Origin of the sequence: Mesorhizobium sp. M1338 (assembly GCF_040318045.1) — a bacterium.
In the GTDB taxonomy this organism is placed as follows: domain Bacteria; phylum Pseudomonadota; class Alphaproteobacteria; order Rhizobiales; family Rhizobiaceae; genus Mesorhizobium.
In genome coordinates this window covers 1-12,277 of record NZ_JAMYLL010000086.1, presented here as the reverse complement: position 1 = coordinate 12,277, position 12,277 = coordinate 1, and the positions used below count along the sequence as shown (strand labels likewise).

At 60.6% G+C, this 12,277-nt stretch carries 6 protein-coding genes and 5 pseudogenes; 3 read left to right on the top strand and 8 right to left on the bottom strand.

Going from position 1 to position 12,277, the window contains the following annotated elements; translation table 11 throughout:
- Position 1: 1 nt before the first annotated feature.
- Positions 2–289 (top strand): annotated as a pseudogene (locus tag NKH19_RS32040) (recombinase family protein); the annotation flags it as partial.
- On the opposite strand, the gene NKH19_RS32035 reads toward NKH19_RS32040, so the two are convergent.
- The 6 genes and pseudogenes from NKH19_RS32035 to NKH19_RS32010 all read right to left on the bottom strand — a co-directional run bounded on the left by NKH19_RS32035 (position 181) and on the right by NKH19_RS32010 (position 8,133).
- Positions 181–498 (bottom strand): recombinase family protein, encoded by a 318-nt coding sequence (locus tag NKH19_RS32035; protein ID WP_502911094.1) that lies wholly within the window; start codon positions 496–498, stop codon positions 181–183. The pseudogene NKH19_RS32040 and the gene NKH19_RS32035 sit on opposite strands and share 109 nt — an antisense overlap.
- A gap of 467 nt (positions 499–965) precedes the next feature.
- Positions 966–1,334: pseudogene (locus NKH19_RS32030) on the bottom strand (tyrosine-type recombinase/integrase); the annotation flags it as partial.
- Positions 1,319–2,196 (bottom strand): annotated as a pseudogene (gene bioB, locus NKH19_RS32025) (biotin synthase BioB); the annotation flags it as partial. The pseudogenes NKH19_RS32030 and bioB, both read right to left, overlap by 16 nt.
- Before the next feature lie 254 nt (positions 2,197–2,450).
- On the bottom strand, positions 2,451–4,589 hold the full coding sequence (scpA, locus tag NKH19_RS32020; RefSeq protein WP_352983715.1) for a methylmalonyl-CoA mutase: 2,139 nt from the start codon (positions 4,587–4,589) through the stop codon (positions 2,451–2,453).
- Positions 4,589–6,589 carry an acetyl-CoA carboxylase biotin carboxylase subunit gene (locus NKH19_RS32015; protein ID WP_352983712.1) on the bottom strand — a complete coding sequence of 667 codons (2,001 nt, stop codon included), beginning with the start codon at positions 6,587–6,589 and terminating at the stop codon, positions 4,589–4,591. Before NKH19_RS32015 ends, scpA begins: the two co-directional genes overlap by 1 nt.
- Positions 6,590–6,600: 11 nt before the next feature.
- Positions 6,601–8,133, bottom strand: a complete 1,533-nt coding sequence (locus NKH19_RS32010; RefSeq protein WP_352983710.1) for an acyl-CoA carboxylase subunit beta — start codon at positions 8,131–8,133, stop codon at positions 6,601–6,603.
- A gap of 180 nt (positions 8,134–8,313) precedes the next feature.
- Between NKH19_RS32010 and NKH19_RS32005 the strand changes: the two genes are divergently transcribed.
- Positions 8,314–9,726 (top strand): helix-turn-helix domain-containing protein, encoded by a 1,413-nt coding sequence (locus tag NKH19_RS32005; protein ID WP_352983713.1) that lies wholly within the window; start codon positions 8,314–8,316, stop codon positions 9,724–9,726.
- A gap of 81 nt (positions 9,727–9,807) precedes the next feature.
- Here the strand turns inward: NKH19_RS32005 and NKH19_RS32000 are convergent.
- Positions 9,808–10,008: pseudogene (locus NKH19_RS32000) on the bottom strand (transposase); the annotation flags it as partial.
- Positions 10,009–10,975: 967 nt separating this feature from the next.
- Positions 10,976–11,436, bottom strand: a pseudogene (locus NKH19_RS31995) (IS110 family RNA-guided transposase); the annotation flags it as partial.
- 197 nt (positions 11,437–11,633) lie between these two features.
- Between NKH19_RS31995 and NKH19_RS31990 the strand changes: the two are divergent.
- The coding region (locus NKH19_RS31990; protein WP_352983709.1) for an IS110 family transposase at positions 11,634–12,277 on the top strand (644 nt) is incomplete at its 3' end.

Below are 12,277 nucleotides of genomic sequence, written 5' to 3'. Positions count from 1 at the left end.
CATCAGCCGTCCGGGCTTTGAGAAGCTTCTGGCGGCGATCTGCGAAGGTCGGGTTGGTGCGGTCCTCGCCATTGAAGCCTCCCGGCTGGCCCGCAATGGCCGGGACTGGCATACGCTCATCGAGTTTTGCGGCCTTGTCGGAACGCTCATCATCGATGAGGACGGCATCTACGAACCGCGTTATCCCAACGACAGGCTGCTGCTCGGCATGAAGGGCACGATGAGCGAACTGGAGCTTTCGATCCTGCGGGCCCGCTCGATCGAAGCCCTGAAGCAGAAGGCACGACGGAACTCGTCGATCAGCAGCGCCTGATGGGCGTAGCGGCGGGCGAGCCGATCGGGAGCATGGACGTAGAGACGCTCGACGTGGCCACTGGCAACCGCATCCCTCAGCCGCTCCAGCGCCGGGCGAAGCAAAACCGAACCACTGTAGCCGTCGTCCAGATAGCTGTGACCTGGCTCAAGCACGAAGTCATCGGCGGCAATGCGTTCCTGCAACGCAATGACCTGACTGGCAATCGTGTTGTCGCGCGTCTGGCCTCGCTCGATACCCGTGCATAGAGCTCACATCGCGTCTCGGTCATTGCTTACCTCCAGATCTCGCTGTCATGCCCGTCACCTTCGATGAGAGGTCCGGGCGACGTTCCGGCCGTTGGCTCGTGCGCCGGATCGTTGGCACAAGCCGGGCGTAGGCCTCGAGCAGGGGCCGGTTCTTGTCGCTTCGAACGACACGTGCACGCGCAGCACAGAGCGGTCCATGCGCCGGACCATGTGCGCCTCCATCGGCCGGCTCGCAGCCGGGCCGTCGATGCCGCATTAAATCCTGTGGTGGCTCTGATTCGTCCGCGACAAATCGACTCGCATTCCGACCACTACGAGCCTCAACAGGCTGCCGCCTACGGCTTGGACGCTCGATGCGCACCGACCACTCAAAGGCAAACTTGGCAAGATTGTACAGCGGTTCACTGTGCGTGCCCGAGCCAGGCTTGAATCGTCAAAAGATCCACGCCGGACTGGAGAAGCTTCATGGCGAGAGAGTGCCGGAAGATCTGTGGCGATATGGGCTTTTCGGCCAAGTCCGGCCTTATGGCCACTGCCTTGGCCGCCGCTCGTCGTACGATGTGGGTCGCCCCGAAGCGCGTCAGGCGCTCATTGTGGGCGCCGACAAAGATCGGTCGTGGTTCGTGGTTGGCGATTCCGCGTTCGCGCAACAAGGCAGCCAGCGGCGATGGCGCGGTGGCGTAGATGAACGGCCGGCACCGGTTGAGTAGATACTCGCACAGACTCCTCGGCCCGGTCACGAGCGCACCAGATGCGCCGAGCGCCTTGCGGCAAAAAAGCACAGCGCCTGCATCTCGTCGGTCATGGCCGTGCGGCCGGCGGAGAGACGGATATGCGATTTCGGCATCATGATGCGCGCCAGCCCGATCACGCGCACGAATTCGATCGGCTCGATCGGCTTGGCGTCGGCAAGCGGGGTGCCGGCGATCGGCATCAGCATGTTGATCGGAACGCTTTCGGGGTGTTCCGGCAGGTTGGCCAGCGTCACCAGCATGCCGATCCGGTCCACCGGCTCCTCGCCCATGCCGACAATGCCGCCGCAGCAGACCTTGATGCCGGATTGGCGAACGTGCTCGAGCGTCTCGAGCCGGTCGGCAAAGCTCCGCGTGCTGATGATCTCGCTGTAGTAGCGTTCCGACGTATCGATGTTGTGGTTGTAAAAGTCGAGACCAGCCTGCTTCAGTCGAGCGGCTTGCTCAAGATCGAGCATGCCGAGCGTCATGCAGGTCTCCATGCCCAGCGCCTTGACGCCTTCGACCATCGCCACCACCGCATCCATGTCGCGCGCCTTGGGGTTTCGCCAGGCCGCGCCCATGCAATAGCGGGTGGCGCCGGCGTCACGTGCCTTGGTCGCCTCGGCGACGACGCGCCGGACCTCCATCAGCTTCGACGCCTTCAGGCCGGTCTCGTGATGCGCCGACTGGCTACAATAGCCGCAATCCTCCGGGCATCCGCCCGTCTTGATGCTGAGCGGCCGGCTGAGCTGGACCTTGTTGGATCGAAATTCTGGCGGTGCACGGTTTGCGCGAGGAAGAGGAGATTGTTGAAGGGGGCATCGTGAAGTGCGCGAACTTCGGTTTGCGTCCACAAGGGCCGGACACTCTCGCGGCTGATTTGCGGTCCATTCGCGGCCATTATTCCCTTCCCTTACGTCAACGACGTCCGTATTTACGGCATTCTGCTCGGTTTTCCAGTCCCCAACGCGACGTCGCGGGCCTCGCTGCGCTTGGGTCGATCAGCGATTGCAGCGACATCGATCATGCTCTTGTGTTCGGCAGCCAGACTGAGAGGCTGGCCGCTAAGGCCATTCGAGGGCCTTTGCGATTACAACGCCGCTGTCCCAGCAGGGGCATCTCCACGGCTTGCCGAGGACTTGATGACAAGCGTCTTCATCGATTGCGACGCCTTCCTTCTAGGAGATCGACGACCGCACGCGCGGCATCCAAGATGTGGGTTCCAGGGCCGAACACAGCAGCTACCCCGTGGTCCATCAGGAACTGATAATCCTGGCGCGGCACCACGCCACCGCACACGACGATGATGTTTTCGGCGCCCTTTGCTTTCAGCGCCTCGACGAGCTGCGGCAACAGGGTCTTGTGTCCGGCCGCGAGCGAAGACGCTCCGATGACATGAACCTTGGAGGCCACGGCCATGCTTGCTGCTTCTTCCGGTGTTTGGAAAAGCGGCCCGGCAACCACATCGAAGCCGAGATCGCCAAAGGCCGATGCAATCACTTTGGCGCCGCGGTCATGGCCATCCTGGCCGAGCTTAGCCACCATCAGCTTCGGCCGGCCGCCAAGTGACACGGAAACCTCCCTGATACGGGAAGTTAGGGTTTGGTATTCCGGCTCATTCTTGAAGGCGGCGCCGTAAACCTCCGAGGTCACCTCAGGAACGGCCACGTGATCGCCGAAGGCGCGGCGCAGGGTGTCAGAAATCTCCCCCACCGTCGCGCGAGCGCGCACCGCTTCGACGGCTGCTTCGAGAATGTTGCCCTTGCTGCTGGCTGCGGTCTGACCAAGCCCAGCAAGGGCTGCGTCGACGCGCTTGGGGTCGCGCTGACGCTTTGTTTGTTCGAGACGGCGGATCTGCGCCTCGCGCACTGCCGCATTGTCGATCTCAAGGGCATCGATCGCGGCCTCGGTCTCCAGCCGATACTTGTTGACACCGACGATCACCTCGTCGCCGAGGTCAATCGCCGCCTGGCGGCGGGTCGCCGCCGTCTCGATCAGACGTTTTGGCAAACCGTCGATGACCGCCTTGGTCATGCCGCCGGTGGACTCGATTTCCTCGATGAGCGCCCACGCCTTGTCGGCAAGTTCGGCGGTCAGGCTTTCAACGTAATAGGAACCGGCCAGCGGGTCGACGACTTTGGTCACGCCGGTCTCGTGCTGGAGGATGAGCTGGGTATTGCGCGCAATGCGCGCCGAAAACTCCGTCGGCAGAGCGATCGCTTCATCGAAAGAGTTGGTGTGGAGTGACTGCGTGCCACCGAGCACCGCGGCGAGCGCCTCATAGGCGGTGCGCACGATGTTGTTGTAGGGGTCCTGCTCCTGCAGCGACACGCCCGATGTCTGGCAGTGCGTGCGCAGCATCACCGATGCAGGCTTCTTCGGTTCGAACTCTTCCATGATACGCGACCACAGAAATCGCGCCGCCCGCAGCTTGGCGGCCTCCATGAAGAAATTCATGCCAATCGCAAAGAAGAACGAGAGCCGTCCGGCAAAATCGTCGACGTCGAGGCCCTTATTCAACGCCGCGCGGACATATTCACGCCCGTCGGCCAATGTGAAGGCGAGTTCCTGCACCAGCGTCGCGCCTGCCTCCTGCATATGATAGCCGGAGATGGAGATCGAGTTGAATTTCGGCATCTCCTTTGCGGTGTACTCGATGATGTCGGCGACGATCCGCATCGAGGGTTCTGGCGGGTAGATGTAGGTGTTGCGGACCATGAACTCCTTCAGGATGTCGTTCTGGATGGTCCCGGAGAGCTGGCCGCGCGGGCAGCCCTGTTCCTCGCCGGCAACGATGAAGCAGGCAAGGATCGGGATGACCGCACCGTTCATGGTCATGGAGACGGAGATGTCCTTGAGCCGGATGCCGTCGAACAGGATCTTCATGTCCTCGACGGTATCGAACGCTACACCGGCCTTGCCCACATCGCCTACAACACGCGGATGGTCGCTGTCATAGCCGCGATGCGTGGCGAGATCGAAAGCAACCGAGACGCCTTGCTGGCCGGCGGCGAGCGCCTTGCGGTAGAAGGCGTTCGATTCCTCCGCGGTCGAGAAGCCGGCATATTGCCGGATTGTCCACGGCCTGCCGGCATACATGGTCGCGCGCGGGCCCCGGACGAAGGGTTTCAGCCCAGGAAGCGAACCGAGATGGCTGCCCTGCTCGAGATCCTCGGCCGTGTAGAGCGGCTTGACGTCGATGCCCTCGGGCGTGTGCCACAGGAGGGCATCTGGTGAGGCCTTCAGTTCCCTCTCGGCAAGAGTGCGCCAGTCGGCGAGTTTGGGATCGGCCATCATTCGAACTCCAGAATGGGTTCGTCGACGGCAAGGCTTGCCCCCGCCTTGGCGGCAATCCGTTTGATGACGGCCCGCCGTTCGGCGCGCAGGACGTTCTCCATCTTCATCGCCTCGACGGTGGCCAGTACCTGTCCAGCCTCGACCGACTCTCCTTCGGATACGGCAATTGCGGTGACCACACCGGGCATCGGGCAAAGCAGCAGCTTGGAGGTGTCCGGCGGCTGCTTCTTCGGCATCAACCGCGCCAGTTCGGCGATAGGTGGGCTGCGTACATGGGCGACAACATCCATGCCGCGCCAGCGCAGTCGGAAGCCGGTTCCTGAGCGTGACGTTTTGATCGACGTGGTCTCAGTGCCAATTTGAAAGTGCGCTATATGCCATCCCGGCAGCCAGTCGCTTCCAATGCTCAGGACCGAACCGTGGAATGTCACCGCGGTTGCGTCTTCCTGATTGCACACGGCCACCGGAAAGGCATGGTCGCCAAGCGTGACGATCCAATCGCTGGAGACTTTGCGGCGATGATTGTCCATCGCCCCGGAGATCAGGACGTTACGGTGCTGGAGTTTCCAGTTGATGTGTGCGGCGACGGCCGTGAGCTTGCGCTCATCCCCATCCGTTGGGATCACGCCGGCGAAGCCATCCGGAAACTCTTCAGCGATAAACGCGGTGCTCAGCCGCCCCCCGCGAAACCGGGGATGGTCCATGACAGCGGCGAGAAACGGCAAGTTATGGCCGATGCCTTCCACTTCGAAATCATCTAGCGCAGCAGCCATGGCGTTGATTGCGCCAAGCCGATCGGGCGCCCAGGTGCAGAGCTTGGCGATCATCGGATCATAGTGCATCGAGATTTCCGAGCCCTCGACCACACCGGTATCGTTGCGGATGAGGGAGCCGTCCGCCCGCGCCCCTTCAGCGGGCGGCCGATAGCGTGTCAGACGACCGATCGAGGGCAGGAAATTGCGATACGGGTCTTCGGCGTAAAGGCGGCTTTCTATGGCCCAGCCGTTCAGCCTCACATCCTCTTGACCAAAGCGCAGCTTTTGGCCGGCGGCGATGCGGATCATTTCCTCGACCAGATCGATGCCGGTTACCAGCTCGGTGACCGGATGCTCGACCTGAAGCCGGGTATTCATCTCGAGGAAGTAGAAGTTGCGGTCGCGGTCGACGATGAACTCAACCGTGCCTGCCGAGTGGTAGCCGACCGCCTTGGCAAGAGCGATGGCCTGCTTACCCATCGCCTGCCGAGTTGCTTCGTCGAGGAACGGTGATGGCGCCTCCTCGATGATCTTCTGGTTGCGGCGCTGGATCGAGCATTCCCGCTCGCCGAGGTGGACGATGTTGCCGTACTGATCGCCGAGCACCTGGATTTCGATGTGCCGTGGCTCGGTGACGAATTTCTCGATGAAGATACGGTCGTCGCCAAAGGCGTTCTTCGCCTCGTTTCGTGAGGAGTGAAATCCTTCGCGCGCCTCCCCGTCGTTCCAGGCAATGCGCATGCCCTTGCCGCCGCCGCCGGCGGACGCCTTGATCATGACAGGAAAGCCGATCTCGCTGGCGATGCGCACCGCTTCCTCAGCGTCCTCAATCAGGCCCATATGGCCGGGCACGGTGGAGACACCGGCGGATGCCGCGATCTGTTTCGAGGTGATCTTGTCGCCCATCGCTTCGATGGCGACGGGCGAGGGGCCGATGAAGGCCACGCCAATGGCTTTGAGCGCTTCGGCAAAATTCGAATTCTCGGACAGGAAACCGTAGCCCGGATGAACCGCATCAGCGCCCGTTGCGGCAACGGCATCGAGGATGTTGGCAACGCGAAGATAGGACTGCGCCGAGGCGGCTGGACCGATATGCACCGCTTCATCGGCCTGCCGGACGTGCAAGGCGTCGCGGTCAGCGTCGGAGTAGACGGCGACGGTGGCTATGCCAAGCCTCTGCGCCGTTTTGATCACCCGGCACGCGATCTCGCCACGATTGGCAATCAGGATCTTCTTGAACATTTCTTGCGTACTCAAAGCGGGATCGTGTCGTGCTTCTTCCAGCGCGTTTCGACGCTTTTTCCGCGCAACGCGGCAAAGGCACGCGCGATCCGCTTGCGTGAGGAATGTGGCATGATCACCTCGTCGATGAAGCCGCGCTCGGCGGCAACGAAGGGGGTGGCGAAGCGCTGCTCGTATTCCCTGGTGCGAGCAGCCAGCCTCTCGGGATCGCCGAGCTCGGACCGGTAGAGGATCTCGGCCGCGCCCTTTGCCCCCATCACCGCGATTTCAGCGGTTGGCCAGGCGTAGTTGATGTCCGCGCCGATATGTTTGGACGCCATCACGTCATAGGCGCCGCCATAAGCCTTGCGTGTGATCAACGTCACCATCGGCACGGTCGCCTGGGAATAGGCAAACAGCAGCTTGGCGCCATGCTTGATGACGCCGCCATATTCCTGGGCGGTGCCAGGCAGGAAGCCTGGCACGTCGACGAGCGTCAGGATCGGGATGTCGAAGGCGTTGCAGAAGCGAACAAAACGCGCCGCCTTGCGGGAGGAATCGATGTCGAGGCATCCGGCCAGCACCATGGGCTGGTTGGCCACCACCCCTACCGTCCTGCCCTCGATGCGCACAAATCCGGTGATGATGTTGCGGGCGAAGGCAGCCTGAAGCTCGAAGAAATCGCCTTCGTCGGCAACAGCCAGGATCAACTCCTTCATCTCGTAGGGCTTGTTGGCACTCTCCGGCACCAGCGTGTCGAGGCGCAACTCGATCCGCTCGGGATTGTCATAAAACGGCCGCACGGGCGGCTTTTCCCGATTGTTTAATGGCAGGAAGTCAAAGAGGCGCCGAACCTCTTCCAAAGCCTCGATATCGTTTTCGAAAGCCCCGTCCGCAACAGAGGATTTTTGGGTGTGAGTTGCGGCACCGCCTAGTTCCTCCGCGGTCACGATCTCGTTTGTGACCGTCTTGACCACATCGGGGCCGGTCACGAACATGTACGAGGAATCCCGAACCATGAAGATGAAGTCGGTCATGGCTGGCGAATAGACCGCACCTCCGGCGCAGGGCCCCATGATCACAGAAATCTGCGGAATGACGCCGGAAGCATCGACATTGCGCTTGAAGACGTCGGCGTAGCCGGCAAGCGAGGCGACACCCTCTTGGATGCGCGCCCCGCCGGAATCGTTGAGGCCGATCACCGGAGCCCCGTTGCGCACCGCCATGTCCATAATCTTGCAGATCTTCTGAGCGTGTGTCTCCGACAGCGATCCGCCAAGCACCGTGAAGTCCTGTGAGAAGGCATAGACGAGCCTGCCGTTGATCGTACCCCAGCCTGTGACCACGCCATCCCCGGCTACCTTCTGGGCAGCCATGCCGAAGTCTGTTGCACGATGCGTGACATACATGTCGTATTCTTCGAAGGAGCCTTCATCGAAAAGCACCACGAGGCGCTCGCGGGCGGTTAGCTTGCCTTTGGCGTGCTGGGCATCGACGCGATTCTGCCCTCCGCCCATGCGGGCCTGCGCACGGCGGACCTCGAGTTGTTCGAGAACCCCTCGCATCAGCGCCCGGCCTTTGCTTCGAACAGGCTTTGCGTTGAACTCGGGCTTGCTTTGGGCAATCGCATCAGAACCTCCGCAGACATGAGTTCTGCATTAGTTCGCCCGCAATGAAGGGAAAAGGCTTGACCGGGTGCGGTTGTAAAAAGTATGAAAATGCAAACAGCAAAATGCGAATTGCAATTGGCTAACAATAAGCTTTTCATTGGGCGGCGCGTCCGAGAACTACGGGAGGCCAGCAAGGTCACCCAGGCCGCGTTCGCCATGCGGCTGCGGATTTCGACCAGCTATCTGAACCAGATAGAAAACAATCAACGACCGGTGTCAGCCGCGGTACTTCTTGCGCTTGCCGAGAAATTCCATGTGGACATCGCTTCGATCGGTGGCAGTGAGGCCGACCGGCTGCTCTCGGCACTGAGCGAGGCGCTTGCTGACCCCGTATTCAGCGGTGTTTCGGCTGGATTACAGGAACTCAAGCTTGTTGCCCAAAACGCACCGTCTCTCGCGCATGCACTGATCACCTGTCATCAGGCATATCGAAGGAATAGCGAGCAGCTTGCCAGCTTCGACGACCAGCTGATCCGAACCAATGCCTTTGCCGAGCCGACACCCTACGAGGAAGTGCGGGATTTCTTTCATTTTGTTGACAACTACATCGATGAGCTCGACGGCTCGGCCGAGCATCTGGCGAAAGCCCTGGGCGTGCCGGATCGAGATGTCGGTACGGCGTTGGCGGATCACCTGGAACAGCATCATCATGTTCGTATTGCGCGTGCTGGCAGTGGCGAGCGAGTGATTAGGCGCTTCGACGCTTCCGCGCGCGTGCTGTACTTGAACTCGTACTCACCTGCGCCGACGCGCAGTTTTCAGATGGCGTTCCAGATCGGCGCCTTGGAGCACCGGGCGGAAATAGACGCGATCATCGAGCGCGCACGCTTCCGCACCTCCGAAGCGGCAGAGATATGCCGGATCGGCCTCCAGAATTATTTTGCCGGTGCGCTCATGTTGCCATACCGTCCCTTCCTGGCCGCGGCAAAAGAACTTCGGCACGACCTGCATTTGCTGGCAGTGCGCTTTGGCGCCAGCCTTGAGCAGGTGGCGCATCGCCTTTCGACGTTGCAAAGGCCTCGGATGAAGGGCGTTCCGGTCTTTTTCGCGCGCATCGACCGAGCTGGCAACATCACCAAGCGCCACAGCGCCGCGAAGTTGCAGTTCGCCCGCTACGGTGCAGCTTGCCCGTTGTGGAACGCTCATCAGGCGTTCGAAACTCCAGGCCGCATGGATTGCCAGCTGGCCGAGACGGCGGACGGCGTGCGTTATCTCAGTACCGCCACAGAAATTACCAAGGCGGACGGTGGATTTGGAACTCCTCATCGACGCTATGCGATCGCGCTCGGATGCGAGATCTCCGACGCCGGCGATTTCGTCTACGCAGACCGGCTGGATTTTGCCAACAGCTCAGCCTTCGAGCCTATCGGCGTTTCATGCCGTACTTGCGAGCGCATGGATTGCATCCAACGCGCGGTTCCACCGCTCAAGAGCACGATTACGATCGACCACGACCGACGCACCGAATTACCATACACGATTTGCTGATTGGGAGTGAGTGGCGGGAAAGCGTGCTGCGTAGGTCCTATCGCGCTAATCCTTCGCGATCAACGCCGCGCCGTCATCCAGTCGTATGTACTGGTCGCCCATCTTTGAGATTTTACCGAGCCGATCCTTGCCTCCGGTGGATTTTTGCCGCGGCACCAAGCCGAGCCATGCCGCCAATTGTCGCCCGGACGAAAATGCTGAAGGGCTGGCCACCGTCGCTGCCAAGACGCTTGCAGTGATCGGGCCGACGCCCGGAATTGTCTCCAGCCTGCGGCTGGTGTCGTTCTGCCTGTGCCAGGCGTGAGTAGCTTGATCGAGAGTGCCAATCCTTCCCTGGATATCGTGCAGCTGGTCGACAATCACTTCCATGCAATGCCGCATGAGAGGGCCTGCTGATTGTCGGAGCTCAGCGGTCTTGCGCTGGGGCAGAACAACCAAAGGCTCGGCGTGGATCATGGAATTGCTCGGCCGCCGACCTTTCAGGGTCGTCGCCGTGGCGCTAGCCAACAAGATGGCGCGGTCGTCTGGTCCGTCCTCGCTAAGGGCGGCTCCTATCGCAACGAACGCTCAGGAGAGTTGCCAGCTTAAGAAACAATCACGATGCTTTTCGAGTTTCGAGTTGCGAGGGTGAACGATGATATGATGACAAACCGGTTGAGCCGGGGGTCGGAATAGCCCGCTAGGGGTTGTGAGCATAATGCTCGATGTTCTGATTGGGATCCGACCGCCGAACTTCATCAGGGCCCGCAGCCATAAGTGCCGCTTCAACGAGGCCGGACACATGGCTTGCACCCAACCGTTCTGTTCAGATCGTCATCAAACCCGCTTGCAATGCGGAGAACATCCACACACGACCCCCAGGATCCGTTTTGCGCGTGGCGTCATATTGCTTCTTTAGACAATGGCCGCTGAATTTCCCGTTACCAAGTTGATTAGGATTATTCTCGACACTCGGGCGAGGAAGCCAATCTCCCGTGCTCGCAGGGACGGTGAGCATGAACATGCGTGGCTTTGGTTGGATTAGAGACATACGGCAGTCTGAAGCTCGGCAGATGTGAGATCAAATAGCTTCGCTTGAATGCGAACTGATCAATGCCGCCGCTTCCAAAGGCAAATCCAATCTGCTGAACGTTGGTCACGAGCTGCGTTGGCAGAAGGCCAGGTCGAACCGCCTCGAGCAATGCATAGCATGGTTCAATGCGTTCGTTCGTATCGTCTTTGACGAGCGTGATGAGCTCTTGACTTTCGGAAGGCCCAGCGCCGCTACAATGGCGACTTCCGCCAGATGTCCGCGCAACGCATTCACGAGCATCGTGCGCTGCCGAACAAGAAGATCGCGCGTGCGATGAAGCATTGTGACGGACTGCTGTTCTATGGTCTTGACGGGAACAAAGCGCATCGTGGGCCGTGTCACTGCCTCGCAAATCGCTTCGGCCTCGTTTGCGTCATTCTTCCCACGTTTGACGTACGGCTTCACATAGCTCGCCGACATCAGCCGCACATCATGTCCGAACGCCATCAATTCCGAGCCCAATGATGGGCGGTGCTGCACGCTTCCATGCCAATGCAGCACGGGCTGAGCGCGCCAAAGAACGGGAGCATTTCACTGCGGCGTAAGCGCCGTCGCACCACAACGCGCCCCTCGCCATCAATGCCATGGACCTGAAAGACATTCTTGGCCAAGTCCAAACCGATTGTAGCTACATGCATGGTGGTATCCTTCCTCGCTGCGTTGTTGCCAAACACCGCGCTGATAGTTGCGCGGGGCGCGGAGGACATCCACATGGGGTAATCGCGGGAGCGACGCGCCCTGAACCGATCATAGCCTTGGAGGGTGGCTGTTCCCCGATAAGATGAAATACGGGCTCACGACTGGACGCCGGGCCCAGCATCAACGGAGAACAGCCATGGAAGAACATATCGGTCTCGACGTGTCGATGAAAGAGACGGCAGTGTCGATCCGCCGTGAAGGCGAACGGATCTGGCGCGGGAAGTGCGCATCTGATCCCAGGATCATTGCCGAGCTTGTCCGCAAGCGGGCGCCGGCCGCAAAGCGCGTCGTGTTCGAAACCGGCCCGCTGTCAGTTTGGTTCTATCATGCGCTGCGCGCCGAGGGATTGCCAGCCATCTGCATCGATGCGCGCCATGCCAAAGCCGCTCTCGATATGGCGGCGAACAAGACGGATGCGAATGACGCCGATGGTTTGGCGCGTCTTGCTGAAGCAGGATTCTTTCGCGAGGTGCGCGTGAAAGGCTTCGACAGTATGTTGACCCGCACGCTCGTGGCAGCACGCACTCGGCTGGTCCGGATCACCGTCGAGCTTTCCAACCAGATCCGAGGGATCATGAAAACGTTCGGCTTGCTCGTTCCCGCCGGTAAGGGAACTACATTCGAAAAGAATGTCCGGAGCCTTCTTATCGATCAGAGCGAGCTTGCTCCTGTCGTCCTACCGATGTTGGAAGCCTGGCGCAGCATTCGCATCCGTGCCGCCGAGCTTGGGCGCCAGCTTGTCGCAGATGCACGTCAAAGCCAAGCATGCCGCATACTCAT